Annotated in this window: 20 protein-coding genes and 1 pseudogene; 14 read left to right on the top strand and 7 right to left on the bottom strand. The window is 67.0% G+C overall.

Annotated elements, in window-relative coordinates:
* Window positions 1-93 precede the first annotated feature (93 nt).
* Complete coding sequence (gene mgrA, locus J8I33_RS17900) at window positions 94-1,137, bottom strand: L-glyceraldehyde 3-phosphate reductase (RefSeq protein ID WP_089488907.1); 1,044 nt, start codon at window positions 1,135-1,137, stop codon at window positions 94-96.
* A 193-nt stretch (window positions 1,138-1,330) separates the two neighbouring features.
* Between mgrA and J8I33_RS17895 the strand changes: the two genes are divergently transcribed.
* Window positions 1,331-1,537 (top strand): DUF3185 family protein, encoded by a 207-nt coding sequence (locus tag J8I33_RS17895; protein WP_006477510.1) that lies wholly within the window; start codon window positions 1,331-1,333, stop codon window positions 1,535-1,537.
* Window positions 1,538-1,687: 150 nt separating this feature from the next.
* Here J8I33_RS17895 and J8I33_RS17890 read toward each other — a convergent pair whose 3' ends face one another.
* The gene (locus tag J8I33_RS17890; protein WP_050017942.1) at window positions 1,688-2,461 is read right to left on the bottom strand and encodes a phytanoyl-CoA dioxygenase family protein; all 774 of its coding nucleotides are present in this window, start codon (window positions 2,459-2,461) and stop codon (window positions 1,688-1,690) included.
* A gap of 352 nt (window positions 2,462-2,813) precedes the next feature.
* Between J8I33_RS17890 and J8I33_RS17885 the strand changes: the two genes are divergently transcribed.
* Window positions 2,814-3,155 carry a hypothetical protein gene (locus J8I33_RS17885; protein WP_006753005.1) on the top strand — a complete coding sequence of 114 codons (342 nt, stop codon included), beginning with the start codon at window positions 2,814-2,816 and terminating at the stop codon, window positions 3,153-3,155.
* Between the two features lie 106 nt (window positions 3,156-3,261).
* On the opposite strand, the gene metK is transcribed toward J8I33_RS17885, so the two are convergent.
* The gene (gene metK / locus J8I33_RS17880; protein ID WP_050017940.1) at window positions 3,262-4,449 is read right to left on the bottom strand and encodes a methionine adenosyltransferase; all 1,188 of its coding nucleotides are present in this window, start codon (window positions 4,447-4,449) and stop codon (window positions 3,262-3,264) included.
* A 265-nt stretch (window positions 4,450-4,714) separates the two neighbouring features.
* On the opposite strand from metK, the gene lpxL reads away from it, so the two are divergent.
* Window positions 4,715-5,599, top strand: a complete 885-nt coding sequence (gene lpxL / locus J8I33_RS17875) for a lauroyl acyltransferase LpxL (RefSeq protein WP_089488908.1) — start codon at window positions 4,715-4,717, stop codon at window positions 5,597-5,599.
* 28 nt (window positions 5,600-5,627) lie between these two features.
* Here lpxL and J8I33_RS17870 read toward each other — a convergent pair.
* A pseudogene (locus tag J8I33_RS17870) lies at window positions 5,628-5,774 on the bottom strand (addiction module antidote protein, HigA family); the annotation flags it as partial.
* A gap of 134 nt (window positions 5,775-5,908) precedes the next feature.
* On the opposite strand from J8I33_RS17870, the gene dapF reads away from it, so the two are divergent.
* The 8 genes from dapF (at window position 5,909) to hslU (ending at window position 14,152) form a co-directional block, all read left to right on the top strand.
* Window positions 5,909-6,853, top strand: coding sequence for a diaminopimelate epimerase (gene dapF / locus J8I33_RS17865; protein WP_080334404.1), 945 nt, complete (start codon window positions 5,909-5,911; stop codon window positions 6,851-6,853).
* A gap of 37 nt (window positions 6,854-6,890) precedes the next feature.
* On the top strand, window positions 6,891-7,616 hold the full coding sequence (locus J8I33_RS17860) for a DUF484 family protein (protein WP_124593521.1): 726 nt from the start codon (window positions 6,891-6,893) through the stop codon (window positions 7,614-7,616).
* A gap of 13 nt (window positions 7,617-7,629) precedes the next feature.
* Window positions 7,630-8,550 carry a tyrosine recombinase XerC gene (gene xerC, locus J8I33_RS17855; protein WP_089488909.1) on the top strand — a complete coding sequence of 307 codons (921 nt, stop codon included), beginning with the start codon at window positions 7,630-7,632 and terminating at the stop codon, window positions 8,548-8,550.
* Window positions 8,551-8,626: 76 nt separating this feature from the next.
* On the top strand, window positions 8,627-9,841 hold the full coding sequence (locus J8I33_RS17850) for a class I SAM-dependent rRNA methyltransferase (protein ID WP_209938426.1): 1,215 nt from the start codon (window positions 8,627-8,629) through the stop codon (window positions 9,839-9,841).
* Window positions 9,842-10,030: 189 nt separating this feature from the next.
* The gene (locus J8I33_RS17845; protein WP_176016704.1) at window positions 10,031-11,113 is read left to right on the top strand and encodes a GTP-binding protein; all 1,083 of its coding nucleotides are present in this window, start codon (window positions 10,031-10,033) and stop codon (window positions 11,111-11,113) included.
* 494 nt (window positions 11,114-11,607) lie between these two features.
* On the top strand, window positions 11,608-12,024 hold the full coding sequence (gene dksA / locus J8I33_RS17840) for an RNA polymerase-binding protein DksA (RefSeq protein WP_006477498.1): 417 nt from the start codon (window positions 11,608-11,610) through the stop codon (window positions 12,022-12,024).
* Window positions 12,025-12,261: 237 nt separating this feature from the next.
* A complete protein-coding gene (gene hslV, locus J8I33_RS17835; RefSeq protein ID WP_006477497.1) occupies window positions 12,262-12,798 on the top strand; it encodes an ATP-dependent protease subunit HslV in 537 nt (178 codons plus the stop codon).
* 10 nt (window positions 12,799-12,808) lie between these two features.
* Window positions 12,809-14,152 (top strand): ATP-dependent protease ATPase subunit HslU, encoded by a 1,344-nt coding sequence (hslU, locus tag J8I33_RS17830; RefSeq protein ID WP_124556249.1) that lies wholly within the window; start codon window positions 12,809-12,811, stop codon window positions 14,150-14,152.
* Window positions 14,153-14,216: 64 nt separating this feature from the next.
* Here the strand turns inward: hslU and J8I33_RS17825 are convergent, their stop codons facing one another.
* From J8I33_RS17825 to J8I33_RS17815, 3 genes are all read right to left on the bottom strand, one after another.
* Window positions 14,217-14,759 (bottom strand): response regulator transcription factor, encoded by a 543-nt coding sequence (locus J8I33_RS17825; protein ID WP_021156278.1) that lies wholly within the window; start codon window positions 14,757-14,759, stop codon window positions 14,217-14,219.
* 13 nt (window positions 14,760-14,772) lie between these two features.
* The gene (locus J8I33_RS17820) at window positions 14,773-16,203 is read right to left on the bottom strand and encodes an ATP-binding protein (RefSeq protein WP_209938424.1); all 1,431 of its coding nucleotides are present in this window, start codon (window positions 16,201-16,203) and stop codon (window positions 14,773-14,775) included.
* Window positions 16,204-16,283: 80 nt separating this feature from the next.
* Window positions 16,284-16,508 carry a cysteine-rich CWC family protein gene (locus J8I33_RS17815; RefSeq protein WP_011546466.1) on the bottom strand — a complete coding sequence of 75 codons (225 nt, stop codon included), beginning with the start codon at window positions 16,506-16,508 and terminating at the stop codon, window positions 16,284-16,286.
* A 294-nt stretch (window positions 16,509-16,802) separates the two neighbouring features.
* On the opposite strand from J8I33_RS17815, the gene argB reads away from it, so the two are divergent.
* The 3 genes from argB to slmA are packed head-to-tail and all read left to right on the top strand — an operon-like array spanning window position 16,803 to window position 19,122.
* Complete coding sequence (gene argB / locus J8I33_RS17810) at window positions 16,803-17,702, top strand: acetylglutamate kinase (protein ID WP_006490510.1); 900 nt, start codon at window positions 16,803-16,805, stop codon at window positions 17,700-17,702.
* The gene (locus J8I33_RS17805) at window positions 17,699-18,490 is read left to right on the top strand and encodes a pyrimidine 5'-nucleotidase (RefSeq protein WP_209927536.1); all 792 of its coding nucleotides are present in this window, start codon (window positions 17,699-17,701) and stop codon (window positions 18,488-18,490) included. Before argB ends, J8I33_RS17805 begins: the two co-directional genes overlap by 4 nt.
* Complete coding sequence (gene slmA, locus J8I33_RS17800; RefSeq protein ID WP_209938423.1) at window positions 18,457-19,122, top strand: nucleoid occlusion factor SlmA; 666 nt, start codon at window positions 18,457-18,459, stop codon at window positions 19,120-19,122. The genes J8I33_RS17805 and slmA overlap by 34 nt, the downstream gene beginning before the upstream one ends.
* Window positions 19,123-19,628 lie beyond the last annotated feature (506 nt).

The following is a 19,628-nucleotide window of genomic DNA, read 5'->3' as shown; positions in this document are numbered from 1 at the left end:
GTGACGTGCGTCGCTGCCCCGCAGCGACGCGACGGACTGCCTGCGCGTGACCGATACGGCACGCGATGTTTCGCATCCCGTATCGACTTTCGATCAGATCGCCTGATCCGTGGACGGCTTTTCCCACAGATTGATGCCGCCTTCCGTCGCGTAACGATCGATCTCCGCGAGTTCCTCAGCGGAGAATTCGAGGTTCTTCAACGCACCGACGTTCTCGCGCACCTGCTCGGCCCGGCTCGCACCGATCAGCGCGGACGTCACGCGGCCGTTACGCAGCACCCACGCCAGCGCCATCTGTGCAAGGCTCTGGCCGCGCCGTTCGGCGATCGCGTTGAGCTTGCGCACATGCTCGAGGTTGTCCGCGCTCAGGTGATCCTGCTTCAGCGAGCCGCCGCCCGGCTTGTTCACGCGCGCGTCGGCCGGCACGCCGTTCAGGTACTTCGACGTGAGCAAACCCTGCGCGAGCGGCGTGAACGCGATGCTGCCCGCGCCGACGTCGTCGAGCGTGCCGAGCAGATCCTCTTCGATCCAGCGGTTCAGCAGGTTGTACGACGGCTGGTGAATCAGCAGCGGCACCTTGTATTGCGCGAGCAGCGCGGCCATCTCGCGCGTCTTCGCGGCTGAGTACGACGAGATGCCGATGTAGAGCGCCTTGCCCTGCTGCACCGCCGACGCGAGCGCGCCGGCGGTTTCCTCGAGCGGCGTATGTGCGTCGAAACGGTGCGAGTAGAAAATGTCGACGTAATCGAGCCCCATCCGCTGCAAGCTCTGGTCGAGGCTCGCGAGCACGTATTTGCGCGATCCGCCGCCGCTGCCGTACGGCCCCGGCCACATGTCCCAGCCGGCCTTCGTCGAGATCAGCAGCTCGTCGCGATACGGCCGGAAATCCTCCTTCAGCAGTCGGCCAAAGTTGGTTTCGGCGCTCCCGTACGGCGGCCCGTAGTTGTTCGCGAGGTCGAAGTGGTTGATGCCGAGGTCGAACGCGGTGCGCAGGATCTCGCGCTGCGTCGAGATCGGCGTCGAATCGCCGAAGTTGTGCCACAGACCGAGCGACAGGGCGGGCAGTTGGAGCCCGGATTTGCCGCAGGTGCGGTATTGCATGCCGGCATAACGTTCGGAAGCTGCTTCGTAGGCCATGAGTCTGTTCCGTCAGGACATCGGGGGAAGGGACGCGCGCCGGCCGCGCCCATGGCGCGACGGCGGCGAAGAAGTCATACGACGACCATGGTAGCGAAAGCGGCCGGATCGTGCACGGCGGCACGACGATGGACGCGACCGCGGCGCTCGCCTACACTGCGGCGTCTCGAATCACCGTTTCAGCGAGGTTGGTATGTCCCGGGTCATCTCGGTTGCACTGCTCGTCGGCGGCGTCGTGCTGCTGTATTTCGGCGGCCAGTCGTTCCATTCGATCAACGACAACGTGTCGCGCTTCTTCACCGGCTCGCCGGCGACGAAGACGATCCTGCTGATCGTCGGCGGCGCCGTCGCGTCGTTCGTCGGCCTGATCGGCCTCGCGATGCCGGGCGGCAAGCGCTGAGCGCGCCGCCGCGCGACATACGAACGGCCCGCGTCGCTCGGCTCGGGCCGCGTCAAACGAAACGGGCGGCCAGGCCGCCCGTTGCTTCAAACGCCCGCGATGCGCCGCATCGCGTGACCGCCGCGGTGTCGCCGCCCGTCCGATCCGAACCTAGAACGGCACTTCCGGCTTCGACGCCGAGCGTGTGCCGGGCAGCGGCCGGTTGCTCGCGCCGTGATACGTGTACACGAGCGAGAACTTCACCTGGTCGGAACGGTTCTGCCCGGCCGAATGCAGCGTGTTGCTGTGGAAGAACACGACGTCGCCCGTCTGCAGCGACGGGCACGTGGCCGCGTCGATCATCCTGCGGTTTTCCGGCAGATCGCTGCGGAAGAACTTCGCGTCGTCGAACGCTTCCGGCCCGAATTCGGCCGTATGCGAACCCGGCACGAGCCACAGCGCGCCGTTCTCGTTGGTTTCCGGCCCGAGCGCAAGCCACACCGAGACCATGTCCGGGCGCTCGAACGCCCAGTAGCGGAAATCGCGATGCCAGCCGGTCAGGCTGCCGTACGCCGGGTGCTTCGTCATCATGCAGTTGTGATGCGCGCGCGACAGCACCGGCTCTTCACCGAAATACTCGCGCATCCATGCGCCGATCTCGGGCGCGATCGCGCGCGCGGCGAACGCCGGATCGCGCGAATACGCATCGAGCAGCCGTCGCACCGTATGCCCGCCCGGCGCATGCTTCGACTCGGGCGCGCCCGGATAGCGCAGGTCGGCCTCGAACTCGATCGGCTCGGCGGCCTCCCGCAACTGGCGCTCCGCGATCTGCCTGAGCGCCGCGCACTGCGCTTCGCCGACGAGGCCGCGCGCGACGACGAAGCCGCGCTCGCGCAATTCCGCGACTTGCGCGCGGATCGATTCCGACTGCAATGGAGACGACATGGGATGCCAGACGTTTATTGTGTGAATGTGACGATTGTAAATCGGCGCCGGATACCACGAACAGCGCCATTGTCGTGCGCAGGGGCATGCCAATCGCGGATTTGATCCAGCGCAAGGGAACTGTGCGGCGCGGCGCCTGCCTCAGCGACAGGCGGTATGCGGCACACGCGTTGCGGCACAAGGGTTTATCGCGACTTTTGCGCGTCACGAATCCCCTGTAGCCTGACGCGGCCTGTCAATTCTGGCGGGCGCGGCGCGCAACGGGTTTCGATAAGATCCGTTGCGTCATCCGAGGCCGTTCATACCAGTGCGCTCTGCAGGGCGCCACCCATACAAGCGAAGCATCGTTCACATGCCATTCCGTCTGACTTCCCGTTTCAACCGCGCTGCGAAGCGCGTCGTGCCGTCCGCTCCCGCCCGCTCGCTGCGCCATCACCGCGCCCGCACGCAGGCGCTCGCCAGGCACACGCACGCGCACAGCCGGCTGGACGGCATCCGCGCGTGGTTCCACGCATTCTTCTCGATGATGAGCGCGCAGGCGTTCGCACGCCGCGCCGGCCTGCGTTCGCTGCTGCAGAAGCCGTCGTCGCTGCGCGCGCTCGCGCTGCGCCGCACGCTCGGCCCGCAGCGCCGCATCAACCGCCCGCGCCGCCTCGCGGCCAGCAATGGGTGGTTCGGGTTCAGCGCACGCTGAAACCGCGCCGGCGGGCAGGCCCGCCACGATCGCCGTCATTTCGCCGGCGCTCCACACGCAAAAAAACCCCGGCATGCCGGGGTTTTTCGTTTCAGGCGGACGACGCTTACGCGACGCGTGCCGTCGGCTCCACGCCGGCCGCTTCGGCCAGCACGAGCGCCTTGTCGGTCGCTTCCCACGAGAATTCCGGCTCTTCGCGGCCGAAGTGGCCGTAAGCTGCCGTCTTCTCGTAGATCGGGCGCAGCAGGTCGAGCATCTTGATGATGCCCTTCGGACGCAGATCGAAATGCTCACGCACGAGCTTCGTGATCACCGCATCCGACACGCGGCCCGTGCCGAACGTGTTGACCATCACCGAGGTCGGCTCGGCCACGCCGATCGCGTACGACACCTGGATCAGCGCGCGCGACGCGAGGCCGGCCGCGACGATGTTCTTCGCGACGTAGCGGCCCGCATACGCAGCCGAACGGTCGACCTTCGACGGATCCTTGCCCGAGAACGCGCCGCCGCCGTGCGGTGCGGCACCGCCGTAGGTATCGACGATGATCTTGCGGCCGGTCAGGCCGCAATCGCCTTGCGGGCCACCGATCACGAACCGGCCGGTCGGGTTCACGAGGAACTTGATGTCGCCCTTGATCAGGTCGGCCGGCAGCGTCGGCTTGATGATTTCCTCGATCACCGCTTCGCGCAGCGCCGGCAGCTCGATGTCCGGCGCATGCTGCGTCGACAGCACGACGGTGTCGATCGAATCAGGCTTGCCGTCGACGTAGCGGACGGTGACCTGCGACTTCGCGTCCGGACGCAGCCATTGCAGGCGACCGTCGCGGCGCAGGCTGGCCTGGCGCTCGACGAGCCGGTGCGACAGGTAGATCGGCAGCGGCATCAGTTCCGGCGTTTCGTCGCACGCATAGCCGAACATCAGGCCCTGGTCGCCCGCGCCCTGATCGAGGTTGTCGTCGTGTGCGCGATCGACGCCCTGCGCGATGTCCGGCGACTGCTTGTCGTACGCGACGAGCACCGCGCAACCCTTGTAGTCGATGCCGTAGTCGGTGTTGTCGTAGCCGATGCGCTTGATCGTATCGCGCGCGATCTGGATGTAATCGATGTTGGCCGTCGTGGTGATTTCACCAGCCAGCACGACGAGACCCGTGTTGCACAGCGTTTCGGCCGCAACGCGGGAGTATTTGTCCTGCTCGAGGATGGCGTCGAGAATCGCGTCCGAGATTTGGTCCGCGACCTTGTCCGGATGGCCTTCGGAGACGGATTCGGACGTGAAGAGATAATCGTTTGCCACTTTTTCAGGCTCCTGTGTGGTTACGGTTGGTTTCACGTAGCCAGCTTCGTTGGGCCTGAAGCGGCGACGCTTTAGCGGATTACCAGGACCGGGCAGCGTGTGTCGCGCCAGCCGGCTTCGCCCCGCAAGTTGTCAGTTAACTCGGCGAAGCCCGTATTATAGCGGCTTTCCTGAATTGTCACAGAGCGCCGCCCGTGCTGCATCTTCCGCTGTCTTACCACCCTGTTCGCAACGTGCCGGCCAGCCGGCCCCACGGAGATTCCGCATGCTAGGCCGCCTCGGCACGCACCTCGCCATCGGCTTGCTGAAGCTGCTCGCCCTGCTGCCGTACGGTCTGACCGCACGGTTCGGCGATGGCCTCGGCTGGCTGCTGTATCAGATCCCCAGCCGGCGAAAGCGCATCGTACATACGAATCTGAAACTCTGCTTCCCCGACTGGAGCGACGAACGGCGCGAGGAAGTGGCCGGCCAGCATTTCCGTCATGCGATCCGCAGCTACGTCGAGCGCAGCGTCCAGTGGTTCGGCTCGGAGAAGAAGCTCGCGAAGCTGATCCAGGTCGACAGCGCGGTCGATCTCGACGATCCCGACCTGCCGCCGACGCTGTTCCTCGGCCTGCACTTCGTCGGCATCGAGGCCGGTTCGATCTGGCTGAACCGGTCGCTGCACCGCCGCTGCGGATCGCTTTACCAGCCGTTCTCGAACGCGGTGCTCGAGGAAGAGGCGAAGAAGGCGCGCGGGCGCTTCGACGCCGAGATGGTCGGCCGCGCGGACAGCGCGCGCGTCGTGCTGCGCTGGCTGCGCGACCGCAAGCCGGTGATGCTCGGCGCGGACATGGACTACGGGCTGCGCAACTCGACGTTCGTCCCGTTCTTCGGCGTGCCGGCCTGCACGCTGACGGCCGTCGGCCGGCTCGCGAAGACGGGCCGCGCGCAGGTCGTGCCGTTCATCGGCGAGGTGCTGCCGAACTACAAGGGCTACCGTCTGAAGGTATTCAAGCCGTGGGATCACTACCCGACCGGCGACGACGATCTCGACGCGCGGCGGATGAACGCATTCCTCGAGGAACAGATTCCGCTGATGCCCGAGCAGTACTACTGGGTGCACAAGCGCTTCAAGACGCGCCCGCCCGGCGAGCCGAGCCTGTACTGACCCTGCCGCGACGTTCGCGGGTGCGCCGTCATGCGCGCGCCTGCGCCCTCGCCACCTTCGGCGCACCCTTCGCGCGCGCCTGCCCGAGATCGTAGGCCGACTGCTGCGCGAGCCACAGATCGGCCTTTCCCCCGTTTTCCTCGCCGAGCCACGCCTCGAGCCGCAACGCCATGTCCAGTCGGCCGATCGGCAAATAGCGCCCCTTCCCATCTGCACGACAGACGCGCGGCCCCGCCCGCGCGGGACGCCCCCGTCGGCTGCATGTATCATTTGCGGTTGAGATCAGCACGACGAACGAGGCCGCCCGGCATGGCCGGCGGCCGTCCGTGTCGTGCCGACCGCCTTGTTCGCCATGGAATTCCGGACCCAGTGAAACTCTCGTTCACCAAGATGCACGGCGCGGGCAACGACTTCGTCGTGCTCGACGGTTACTCGCGCGCGCTGCCGCCGCTCACCGACGCGCAGGTGCGCGCGCTCGCCAACCGCCACTTCGGCATCGGCGCCGACCAGTTGCTGCTGGTCGAGAAGCCGACCGTCGACGGCGCGGATTTCAAGTACCGGATCTTCAATTGCGACGGCGGCGAGGTCGAACACTGCGGCAACGGCGCGCGCTGTTTCGTGAAGTTCGTCAGCGACCGCGGCCTGACCGACAAGCGCAGCGTGCGCGTGCAGGTCATGAAGGGCCTGATTACGCTGACGCTGCAGGACAACGGCGAAGTCGTCGTCGACATGGGCGCGCCCGTGTTCGCGCCGGCACAGGTGCCGTTCGATACGGCCGGTCCAGGCGCGACGGGCCTCGACGGCCGCAAGGAAGGCAACGACACGCTGTGGCCGCTCGACGTCGGCGGCGCGACGCGCTGGATCTCGACGGTGTCGATGGGCAACCCGCACGCGGTGCAGGTCGTCGACGATGTCGAGGCGTATCCGGTGCTGGAAGAAGGCCCGCTGATCGAGCGCCATGCGCGCTTCCCGCAGCGCGTGAACGCCGGCTTCATGCAGATCGTGTCGCGCCACGAGGTGAAGCTGCGCGTGTACGAACGCGGCGCGGGCGAGACGCTCGCGTGCGGCACCGGCGCATGCGCGGCGGTCGCGGCCGGCATCCGGCGCGGCCTGCTCGATTCGCCCGTGACCGTGCACACCCACGGCGGCACGCTGACGATCGGCTGGGACGGCGCGCGCGACGAAGCCGCCGCGCTGATGATGGCCGGCCCCGCCACGACCGTGTTCGAAGGCGAGATCGACCTGAACGCCTGACCCTGCAACGTCCTTGATAACTGAACGCGCCAGCCACATGAACGATCGCGAAGTCGCCGACTACCTGCTCGCCAATCCCGAATTCTTCGCGCAGCACGCCGAGCTGCTCGCGACGATCCGTCTCGCGAACCCGCACGGCAAGGCCGCGATCTCGCTGCAGGAGCGGCAGATGGAGATGCTGCGCGACAAGAACAAGCATCTCGAGCGCCGGCTCGCCGAACTCGTGCGCTACGGCCACGAGAACGACAGCCTGTCCGCGAAGTTCAGCCGCTGGACCGCGCGCGTGATCGCGGAACGCGATCCGTACGCGCTGCCGCGCACGATCGCCGACGGCATCGCCGACGTGTTCGACGTGCCGCAGACGGCGCTGCGCGTGTGGGACGTCGCCGACACCTACGCGCAAGCCGATTTCGCCCGCCAGGTCGGCGAGGAAGTGCGCCTGTTCACGAACGGCCTGTCGACGCCGTACTGCGGCGCGAACACGGGCTTCGAGGCCGCCCAGTGGCTCGCCCCCGCGCTCGCCGCCCCGGCCGCGAGCGCGGCGGAAGGCGCCGAAGCCGCGCCGGCCGGCGACGGTGCGGCCGCATCGGTCGCGCTGCTCGCGCTGCGCGCGCCGCTCGCCGGCAACGACGCGCCCGCGTTCGGCCTGCTCGTGCTCGGCTCGCCCGATCCGCGCCGCTTCCACGACGGGATGGCGACCGACTTCCTCGCGCAGATCGCGACGCTCGCGAGCGCCGCGCTCACGCGCCTGCTGCCGCACTGATCCGCCGCACGCGATGACCGACGATCCGATCGCCGCCTACCTGTCGAACCTGAAGCATGTCAGGCAGTTGTCGGAACATACGCTGCGCGCGTACACGCACGAACTCGACGAACTGAAGAAGCTCGCGGCCGGCCGGCCGCTCGACGCATTGACCGCCGCCGACATGCGCGGCGCGGTCGTGCGCGGGCACGCGGCCGGGTTGTCCGCGCGCTCGATCTCGCACCGGCTTTCCGCATGGCGTGCGTTCTATCGCTGGTTCGCGCAGCGCGTCGAGATGCCCGCGAACCCCGTCGCCGGGGTCCGCGCGCCCAAACGCGAGAAATCGCTGCCCAAGGCGCTGTCGGTCGACGATGCGGTCACGCTCATGGATACGCCGCTGCCCGACACGACCGAAGGCATCCGCGATCACGCGATCCTCGAGCTGTTCTATTCGTCGGGGCTGCGCCTCGCCGAGCTGGTCGGGCTCGACGTCCGGTACACGCAGGCCGACGGCTACCGCTCGGCCGGCTGGCTCGACCTCGCCGAAGCCGAGGTCACCGTGCGCGGCAAGGGCAACAAGGAGCGCAAGGTGCCGGTCGGCCGCAAGGCGATCGACGCGCTGAACGCGTGGCTCGCGGTGCGCGACGAATTCGTGAAGCACGATCCGCATCCGCTGTTCGTGTCGGTGCGCGGCAACCGGATGTCGCCGGGCGTCGTGCGCGAGCGCGTGAAGCGCGCGGCGCTCGCCGCCGGCATTCCCGCCAACGTCCACCCGCACGTGCTGCGCCACTCGTTCGCGACGCACGTGCTGCAGTCGAGCGGCGACCTGCGCGCGGTGCAGGAACTGCTCGGACACGCGAGCGTCGCGGCGACGCAGATCTATACGTCGCTCGACTTCCAGCATCTCGCGAAGATTTACGACAGCGCGCATCCGCGCGCGAAGAAGCGCGACTGACGCGCGCCCCGTGTTACCCGCCGCGCGCGGCGGCCGGCACCGGCCGGCGTCGCGCGCGGCCCATTTCGATCTCATCATGCAAACCGTCACCCTCAAGCCGTCCAAGGAAAAATCGCTGCTGCGCCGCCATCCGTGGATCTACGCCAATGCGATCGACCGCGTCGACGGCAAACCCGCGCCCGGCGCGACCGTGCTCGTGCGCGCGCACGACGGCCGCTTCCTCGCGCGCGGCGCGTACAGCCCGCAGTCGCAGATCCGCGTGCGGGTGTGGAGCTTCGACGAGCACGAGCCGATCGATCACGCGTTCTTCAAGCGCCGCGTGCAGCGCGCGGTCGCGCACCGCACGACGATGGTGTCGGGCACGGGCGCGGTGCGGCTCGTGTTCGGCGAAGCCGACGGGCTGCCGGGGCTGGTCGTCGACTACTACGTCGCGGATACCGCCGAAGCCGGCGCCGCGCCGCGCGGCCAGCTCGTCTGCCAGTTCATGGCCGCGGGCGTCGAAGCGTGGAAGGACGCGATCGTCGCGGCGCTCACCGGCGCGACCGGCTGCCCGAACGTGTACGAGCGCTCGGACGTGTCGATCCGCGACAAGGAAGGGCTGGAACAGACGACCGGCGTACTGGCCGGCGACGCGCCGCCCGCCACGCTGATCGCGAATGAAAACGGCGTGCGCTATCACGTCGACGTGCCGAACGGCCACAAGACGGGCTTCTACGTCGACCAGCGCGACAACCGCGCGCTCGTCGCGCAGTACGCGGCCGACCGCGACGTGCTGAACTGCTTCTGCTACACGGGCGGCTTCTCGCTCGCGGCGCTCAAGGGCGGCGCGAAACGCGTCGTATCGATCGATTCGTCGGGCGATGCGCTCGCGCTCGCGCAGCAGAACGTCGTCGCCAACGGCTTCGACGCCGAACACGCGACCTGGCTCGACGCCGATGCGTTCAAGACGCTGCGCCGCCTCGTCGACGAAGGCGAGCGTTTCGACCTGATCGTGCTCGATCCGCCGAAGTTCGCGCCGACGCGCGACAGCGTCGATCGCGCGGCGCGCGCGTACAAGGACATCAACCTGAGCGGCTTCAAGCTGCTGCGTCCGGGCGGCCTGCTGTTCACGTACTCGTGCTCGGGCGCGATCGACATGGACCTGTTCCAGAAGATCGTCGCGGGCGCGGCCGCCGACGCGAAGGTCGACGCGCGCATCCTGAAACGGCTCGGTGCGGGCGTCGATCATCCGCTGCTCGCCGCGTTCCCGGAAGGCGAATATCTGAAGGGCCTGCTGTTGCAAATCGTCTGATCGCCCCGATCTAGCGCGGACAACCGCGCCCGTCCCATTGGCGGCGCTGCGTTGCCGCCTGTCGTCCGGACGACGGGCGGGAACTTGACAGGTATGTTTCAATTGTTGGTTGTGCGCCCCGGCTCGCAGCGCGAGGGCGCGACGCACATCCTGGTTTTGACCCCGATTCACGAACAACAGGCGATTGACATGGCCACTCCCGTCACCATCCTCACCGGCTTCCTCGGCAGCGGCAAGACGACGCTGCTCAAGCGCATCCTGAACGAACAGCACGGCATGAAGATCGCCGTGATCGAGAACGAGTTCGGCGAAGAGAACATCGACAACGAAATCCTCATCCAGGATTCGAACGAGCAGATCATCCAGATGAGCAACGGCTGCATCTGCTGCACGATCCGCGGCGACCTCGCGCGCACGCTCGGCGATCTCGCCGCGAAGAAGCGCGAAGGCAAGCTCGATTTCGACCGCATCGTGATCGAGACGACCGGCCTCGCGAACCCGGGCCCCGTCGCCCAGACGTTCTTCATCGACAGCGAAATCGCCGACGATTTCCTGCTCGACGCGGTCATCACGCTGGTCGACGCGAAGCACGCGAACGCACAGCTAGACGAACACGAGGTGGTGCAGCGCCAGGTCGGTTTCGCCGACCGCCTGTTCATCACGAAGTCGGACCTCGTCGACGACCAGACTGTCGCGGGCCTCAAGCACCGCCTGATGCACATGAACCCGAAGGCCGCGATCAAGGTCGTGAATTTCGGCGAAGCGGACATCAAGGAAATCTTCGACCTGCGCGGCTTCAACCTGAACGCGAAGCTCGAGATCGATCCCGATTTCCTCGCCGAGGACGATCACGCGCACGCTCACCACGATCACGGCCATGATCACGATCACGCGAATTGCGACCACGATCACGGTCAATGCGCGCACGATCACGACCATGGCCACCATCATCACCACCACCACGCGCACCACGACGACAAGATCAAGTCGTTCGTGTACCGCAACGACCGCCCGTTCGACCCGAACAAGCTGGAAGACTTCCTCGGCGGCATCCTGCAGATCTACGGCGAGCGGATGCTGCGCTACAAGGGCGTGCTGTACATGAAGGGCGTCGACCGCAAGGTCGTGTTCCAGGGCGTGCACCAGATGATGGGCAGCGACCTCGCGGCGAAGTGGCTGCCGGTCGAGAAGAAGACCAACAAGATGGTGTTCATCGGCGTCGACCTGCCGCAGGACCTGATCACCGACGGCCTCGACGCCTGCCTCGCCTGACCCGCGCGGGCGCCCGCCGCGCCCCGCCGCCCGGCCGCCAGCCCGGGCGGTGGCGGCCGCCGCGCGGCGCCTTTTTCGGGCAGGGTTTCGCCGTCATCGCTTTTTCGCGATTTGCGCGTTATATTTTCTAGATATTGGCGCAGCCGACGGGGATCGACCCGATACGGCGCCCGCTTGCGATTCAGTTACAATACGTGCCCGCTGGAGTACGGCAACAAACAGGCCCGGTTCTTGCTGAACCAGTTTTCCGGGCATCGCAACCGCGCCGGATCGCCCATCCGCCTCCCGGCCGCGGCCGATGCGATGTGCCGCGCAGCACACCGGTTCGCAGCGCGCACAACTCCGCGCCAGGCCTATCCTGGTATTTGAGAACCGGTTTCCAGAGGCTTTCGGCCCCGCGGCGGCAAATCGCAAATGAATGCAAACGCGGTTGCGGGTAATCCCAAAGTGCAGGCAATATCTCTCGATTTGCCGCACATTGAAGAAGCAAGCAGATGACGAAGAAACTCTTGACCGAAGCCGAAATCCTGAAGATGAGCGACAAGGATTACATGAATGAGGATCAGCTCGCCTTCTTCAAAAATCGGCTCGAACAGTTGCAGGCGGACATCCTCAAGAATGCAGGCCAGACGACCGAGAACCTGCGCGAGACGGTGATCGTCCCCGATCCCGCCGACCGCGCGACGATCGAGGAAGAGCACGCGCTCGAGCTGCGTACGCGCGACCGCGAACGCAAGCTCCTCAAGAAGGTTCAGCAGTCGCTCGCCCGCATCGATTCCGGCGATTACGGCTGGTGTGAGGAAACCGGCGAGCCGATCGGCATTCCGCGCCTGCTCGCGCGTCCGACCGCCACGCTGTCGCTCGAGGCGCAGGAGCGCCGCGAGCTGCGCCAGAAGCTGTTCGGCGACTGATCGGGCGGCATTCCGCTCAAACACGCTGCTTCCCGAAAGCGCGCGGCCTGCCGCGCGCTTTTTGTTTTTCCGGCACCGATTCCCGGCCGCCGGCCGATTTGCCTTCCCCTCTTGATATCCCGGCGCCCGCCCTAAAATGAAACGGACGCGCGCCGGGCCGCTCCCCGGCGCACTGCGGATTCACGCGGCGGCGCATCGCGCCGCCCGACTCTTCCCCGTTTTTCTCAAGGAACGCAGATGGAGCAATTTCACGGCACGACCATCGTTTCGGTCCGGCGCGGCGACAAGGTCGCGCTCGGCGGCGACGGCCAGGTAACCCTCGGCAACATCGTCATGAAGGGTGGCGCGCGGAAAGTGCGGCGGATCTACAACAACCAGGTACTGGTCGGATTCGCGGGCGGCACCGCCGATGCGTTCTCGCTGCTCGACCGCTTCGAGGCGAAGCTCGAGAAGCACCAAGGCAACCTGACCCGCGCGGCCGTCGAGCTCGCGAAGGACTGGCGCACCGACCGGATGCTGCGCCGCCTCGAGGCGATGCTGATCACGGCCGATGCGACCACCACGCTCGTGATCACCGGCAATGGCGACGTGCTCGACCCGGAAGGCGGGATCTGCGCGATTGGCTCGGGCGGTGCGTACGCGCAGGCCGCGGCCCGCGCGCTCGTCGAGAACACCGAGCTGTCGCCGCGCGAGATCGTCGAGAAGTCGCTCGGGATCGCCGGCGACATGTGCATCTACACGAACCACAACCGCATCATCGAAACGATCGAGTAAGGACAGCCCCATGAGCACCATGACCCCTGCCGAGATCGTCTCGGAACTCGACAAGCACATCATCGGCCAGGCGAAGGCGAAGAAGGCCGTCGCCGTCGCGCTGCGCAACCGCTGGCGCCGCCAGCAGGTCGCCGAGCCGCTGCGCCAGGAAATCACGCCGAAGAACATTCTGATGATCGGGCCGACGGGCGTCGGCAAGACCGAAATCGCGCGCCGCCTCGCGAAGCTCGCCGACGCGCCGTTCATCAAGATCGAAGCGACCAAGTTCACCGAAGTCGGCTACGTCGGCCGCGATGTCGACAGCATCGTGCGCGACCTGATCGAGATCTCGGTCAAGCAGACGCGCGAATCCGAAATGCGCAAGGTGCGCAGCAAGGCGACCGACCAGGCTGAAGACCGCATCCTCGACATCCTGCTGCCGCAACCGCGCGCGGTCGGCTTCGGCGGCAATGCCGAGCACGCGAACGACGACAACAACGCAACCCGTCAGACGTTCCGCAAGCGCCTGCGCGAAGGCCAGCTCGACGACAAGGAAGTCGAGCTCGACCTCGAGCAGCCGTCGGTCGGCATGGACATCATGGCGCCGCCCGGGATGGAAGAGATGACCGAGCAGATCCGCTCGATGTTCTCGAACCTCGGCAGCGGCAAGAAGCAGCGCCGCAAGGTGAAAATCAAGGAAGCGCTGAAGCTGCTGACCGACGAAGAAGCGGCGAAGATGCTGAACGAAGAGGAAGTGAAGACGAAGGCCGTGCAGAACGTCGAGCAGAACGGCATCGTGTTCCTCGACGAGATCGACAAGATCACGTCGCGCAACAACGAAGGCAGCGGCGGCGAAGTGTCGCGCCAGGGCGTGCAGCGCGACCTGCTGCCGCTCGTCGAAGGCACGACGGTCAACACGAAGTACGGGATGGTGAAGACCGATCACATCCTGTTCATCGCGAGCGGCGCGTTCCACCTCGCGAAGCCGAGCGACCTGATTCCGGAACTGCAGGGCCGCTTCCCGATCCGCGTCGAACTCGATTCGCTGTCGGTGAACGACTTCGAAGCGATCCTCGTCGCGACCGACGCGAGCCTCGTCAAGCAGTACCAGGCGCTGCTCGCGACCGAAGACGTACAGCTCGAATTCGCCGACGACGGTATCCGGCGCCTCGCCGAGATCGCGTTCGCGGTCAACGAGAAAACCGAGAACATCGGCGCGCGCCGGCTGTACACGGTGATCGAGAAACTGCTCGAGGAAGTGTCGTTCTCGGCGGGCAACCACGCCGGCGAGCGCGTGACGATCGACGCGAAGTATGTCGACCGCGCACTCGGCGAAGTGTCGCAGGACGAAGACCTGTCGCGCTACGTGCTGTAACGCGCGCGGCGGCGAATGCGAAACGGGCGGCCTGGCGGGCCGCCCGTTTTCGTTGGTGCGCCGCTTACTGGCGCACCGGCTTCTTCGCGAGCTTGCGCTGCAGCGTGCGGCGGTGCATGTTCAGCGCACGCGCGGTCGCCGAAATGTTGTTGTTGTTCTCGGCCAGCACGCGCTGGATGTGCTCCCATTCAAGCCGGTCCACCGACAGCACGACCGGGTTCTCCAGCGCTTCGTCGGCCTGCACTTCGGTCGCGTTGGTCTGCAGCGCGGCCAGGATCGACTCGACGTTCGCCGGCTTCGCGAGGTAGTTGTCGGCACCTTCCTTCACGGCCTGCACGGCGGTCGCGATGCTCGCATAGCCGGTCAGCACGAGAATGCGCGCGTCGGGCTGCAGGTCGCACAACGGCGCGATCAGGCTCAGTCCCGAATCCTCGCCGAGATGCAGGTCGACGGTGATGAACTGGAACTTGCCGCCCGCGGCGAGCCGCAGCGCCGCCTCCTTGTCATGCGCCTGCTGGACAGCGTAACCGCGGCGCTCGAGGCCGCGCGCGAGCGTGCCCGCGAACACCTCGTTGTCGTCGATCACCAGGAAATTGTTCTCACTCATGTGGTTTCTCCGTCTACGTGTTGGTTGAGGCCGCCGGCAGCGCGACGCGCACGACCGGCAGGCGCAGCACGGCCCGCGTGCCGCGCCCGGCCGGCGCGCCAGCCGGGCGGCCGTCCGGCGTGCCGGCTGGCCGGTCGGCTGCATGTGCGCCCGTGCGCGAGCCCGCGCGTTGTCCCGATGCGGCCGCCGCGTGGCCATTCGCCGCACCGCCGGCCCGCCCGTTGCCGCCCGCCGCGCGCGGCACGACATCGGACAGTTCGATCTCGCCGCCGAGCCGCGCGGCCGCGCTAAACGCCAGATACAGGCCGACGCCGTGCCCGCCCTGCGTACTGTCGACCGGCATCGCGCCGAGCGATTCGCGCAGCGCGGCCGGAATACCGGGCCCGTCGTCGCATACCTCGAATTCGATTTCGTCGGCCGTGCCGCCATGCGCGACCTTCGCAGCGAGCGTCACGCGCTGCGGGCTCGCGCGCGCGGCGTTGTCGAGCAGGATCGTCAGGATCTGGCCGGCCGCGACCGTATCGTCGAGCGCGACGCCCGCCGGGCGCGCGCCGAGCAGTTCGAACTGCACGTGCGGATGCCGCAGACGCCAGTGCTCGACGAACGTGTCGAGCCAGTCGTCCACCGGCTGGCGGCTCGCCGGCGCGCTCGCGCGGCTGCGCAGGCGCGCGAGCGCCGACGTGCACAGCGACATCTGTTCCTCGAGCACCTTCAGGTCGGCCTCGTAGCGTGCGAGCCCCGGATCGGCGCGCGCCGCGTCGCGCAACTCCTCGGCGAGCATCGCGATCGTCGACAGCGGCGTGCCCATTTCATGCGCGACGGTGGCGGCCTGCACGCCGAGCGCGACGGCCCGCTCGTCGCGCAGCAGATGCTGCTGCGCCTCGCCGAGCGCCGCGTCGCGCTGGCGCAGCGCGTTCGACATGCGCGCGACGAACCACGCGATCAGCCCGACGCTGACCATGAAGTTCGCCCACATGCCGGTACGGTAGTAATCGAACAGGTTCGCGGGATTGTCCATGTTGAGCGGCACCGAGTCGAAGCCGAGCGCCGCGTAGCACGCGACCGCGAACGCCGCGAGCCAGATCATCAGGTGCCACGGCAGCACGGCCGCCGCGATCGCGAGCGACGGCAGGTACAGCGACACGAACGGATTGGTCGTGCCGCCCGACAGGAACAGCAGCGCGGACAGCGCACCGAGGTCGACCCACAGCTGGCCGAGCAACTCGAAATTGGTCTCGGGCCGCGCGCGCAGCACGCGCACCCAGGTCAACGCGTTGAAAACGATTTCGAGCGCGATGACCATCAGCATCGCCGGCAACGGCAGATGCACGCCAAAATAGGTCTGCACGACGCCGATCGTCACGAGCTGGCCGATGATCGCAAGATTGCGCAGCCAGAACAGGTGACTGAGGTTGACGCGCCCGGTGGTGGTGATTCGTTGCATCCGGGCAGTTTACCCGTTTAGCGCCCGGCGCCTCTAGCGGGGCCGGATCGATGCGCACGAACGGGCGCGGCGCGGCGCCGTCAACCGGCCGCGCCGGCCATGCGCTGTGCGATCTCGTCGGCCAGGCACTCGGGGCATCGGCACCGCGCGCCGGCCGCGGGCGGCGTGCCGCCGGGCGGCACCGGCATCGCCGCGCACCAGCAGTCGAACGGCTGCGTATGCGCGCCGCAGTCGAAGCCGCGCCCGCAGTGCGGGCAGCGCGCACGGCGCGGGGCGGAACGGGCGTCGGCGGCGGAATCGGTCATGGCGCAATCGCGGAAGCGGGCGGGACATCGCCCCACGCGACAAGCATAGCGCGGCGGCTGGATTTTGCACGCCGGTCGCCTGACCGAACGCCATCGGAAACGCACGTTGGCCAGCCCGCCGGCACCGCCCGCGCGGCGCCGCCCGAATCGCGCCGCGCCATAGCCGGCGGGCCGCCGCGCGCTGTACCCGCCTCGCGCCGCCGGTGTTCCGGCCGGCCCAAAAACCCGATGCTGCGCTGCGCCACTCCTGTACAATTCGGCCTGTTTCAACCGTTCCCAGCCAGAGCCGCCGCCATGTCCGAGCCCATCGACCTCTCGCAGATCGCCCCCACGCTGAAGGCAGAAATCCTCGCCGAGGCGCTGCCGTACATCCGCCGTTACCACGGCAAGACCGTGGTCATCAAATACGGCGGCAACGCGATGACGGAAGAGCGGCTCAAGCAAGGCTTCGCGCGCGACGTGATCCTGCTGAAACTGGTCGGCATCAATCCGGTGATCGTCCACGGCGGCGGTCCGCAGATCGATCACGCACTGAAGAAGATCGGCAAGGCCGGCACCTTCATCCAGGGCATGCGCGTCACCGACGAAGAGACGATGGAAGTCGTCGAATGGGTGCTCGGCGGCGAAGTGCAGCAGGACATCGTGATGCTGATCAACCACTTCGGCGGCCACGCGGTGGGCCTGACGGGCAAGGACGGCGGCCTGATCCACGCACGCAAGCTGCTGATGCCGGACCGCGACAACCCGGGCCAGTACATCGACATCGGCCAGGTCGGCGAAGTCGAGGCGATCAACCCGGCGGTCGTGAAGGCGCTGCAGGACGACGCGTTCATCCCGGTGATCTCGCCGATCGGTTTCGGCGAGGATGGCCTGTCGTACAACATCAATGCCGACCTCGTCGCCGGCAAGCTCGCCACGGTGCTCAACGCCGAGAAGCTGCTGATGATGACCAACATCCCCGGCGTGATGGACAAGGACGGCAACCTGCTGACCGATCTCTCCGCACGCGAGATCGACGCGCTGTTCGAAGACGGCACGATCTCGGGCGGCATGCTGCCGAAGATCTCGTCGGCGCTCGACGCGGCGAAGAGCGGCGTGAAGTCGGTGCACATCGTCGACGGCCGGATCGAGCACTCGGTGCTGCTGGAAATCCTGACCGAGCAGCCGTTCGGCACGATGATCCGCTCGCATTGAGCGCGCGCCGCCCGCCTGCCAGCCCCGACCTGCCGGCGTCGTTGCGACGCCGGCGCATTTCGCGCAGCCGGCCGCGTGCCGGCGCGCCCGTCTGGCTGTTCGATCTCGATAACACGCTGCACCACGCATCGCACGCGATCTTTCCCGAGATCAACCGTGCGATGACGCAATACATCATCGACGCGCTGCAGGTCGAGCGCGCCGAAGCCGATCGCCTGCGCAACGGCTATACCGAGCGCTACGGCGCCGCGCTGCTCGGCCTCACGCGCCATCACCCGATCGATCCGCACGACTTCCTGCGCGTGGTCCACACGTTTTCCGACTTGCCTGCAATGGTGCGCGCAGAGCGTGGTCTCGCGCACATCATCGCCGCGCTGCCGGGCCGCAAGTTCGTGCTGACCAACGCGCCCGCGAACTACGCACGCGCGGTGCTGCGGGAGCTGCGCATCGAGCGGCTGTTCGAGCGCGTGATCGCGATCGAGCACATGCGTGATCGCCGCACGTGGCGCGCGAAGCCCGATCGTGCGATGCTGCGCAGGACTTTGCGCGCCGTGCATGCACGGCTCACGGATGCGATCCTCGTCGAAGACACCCGCAGCCACCTGAAGCGCTACAAGCGCCTCGGCATCGGCACCGTATGGATCACCGGCCACCTGCCGGGCCATCTGCCGAACGTCGGCCGACCGCATTATGTCGACCAGCGCATTCGTTCGTTAAAATCGCTGCGACTGGGCACACGATCGGGGCGACAGAAATGCAGCCGACTTACCCGCAGGACCAAGCCGTAACGGAAGACCAGGCCACGCCGTCCCGCCCGCGCCCGAAGCCGGGCGAGCGGCGCGTGATGATCCTGCAGACGCTCGCCGCGATGCTCGAGGCGCCGAAGCCCGAGAAAATCACGACCGCCGCGCTCGCGGCGCGGCTCGACGTGTCGGAAGCCGCGCTCTACCGGCATTTCGCCAGCAAGGCGAAGATGTACGAAGGGCTGATCGAGTTCATCGAGCAGGCGCTGTTCGGGCTCGTCAACCAGATCGTCGCGAAGGAGCCGAACGGCGTGCTGCAGGCACGCACGATCGCACTGACGATGCTCAATTTCGCCGCGAAGAACCCCGGCATGACGCGCGTGCTGACCGGCGAGGCGCTGGTCGGCGAGGACGAGCGGCTCACCGAGCGCGTGAACCAGTTGCTCGACCGGATCGAGGCGACCGTCAAGCAATGCCTTCGGGTCGCGCGCACGGAGGCGAATGCGCCGCAGGACGGCGCGACGCCGTTCGTGCTGCCTGCCGACTACGATCCCGCCGCGCGGGCGAGCCTGCTCGTCAGCTACGTGATCGGCCGCTGGCATCGGTTCGCGAAAGGCGGGTTCCAGAAGTCGCCGAGCGAGCAGGCCGATGCGCATTTGCGGCTGATTCTGCAGTAACGCATGAGACGGCGACGTGCGCGCCGTCGAGCGTCGCACTCGCGTGGCGACATCATCGATGCGCGAGCGCCGATTCCGCGCTCGCCGTGGCACACGGCATGACCTCACCCGTCCCGCACCTGCGGTGCTGACGGACTGATTCGATCCAGGGTTCGAATCCTTCGCACGCCCTTATCGATTCGTCATCCTCATCAAATACCCACCTGAACGGACGGGCCGTCGACGCGCGCTTCATCCGTCAAACGACCTCTCGATCCTTGCGGCGCTCCCGCAACGTCGACGTCTCGGCACGTGTGTGCGGCGTACGAGCCACGGGCCTCTGACGATTCTTAAAAGAAATTTAGTACTAGACCTACATGAAAGCCATTCAACTTAGACCTCGTCCCATTCTTTCGAATGACTTACTTCGGAACAATATCGCCTGTTTCCCGCAGTTGCTGCCGCCCCGCAGCAGCGATGCGCGACAGCGCGATGGAAACGTCCGTGCGTCGTCTTTCGACGCGAGG

The organism is Burkholderia sp. AcTa6-5 (assembly GCF_017815075.1).
GTDB lineage: Bacteria > Pseudomonadota > Gammaproteobacteria > Burkholderiales > Burkholderiaceae > Burkholderia > Burkholderia sola.
Note: the sequence above shows the minus strand (reverse complement) of the source record. Positions and strands in the feature narration are given on the sequence as shown.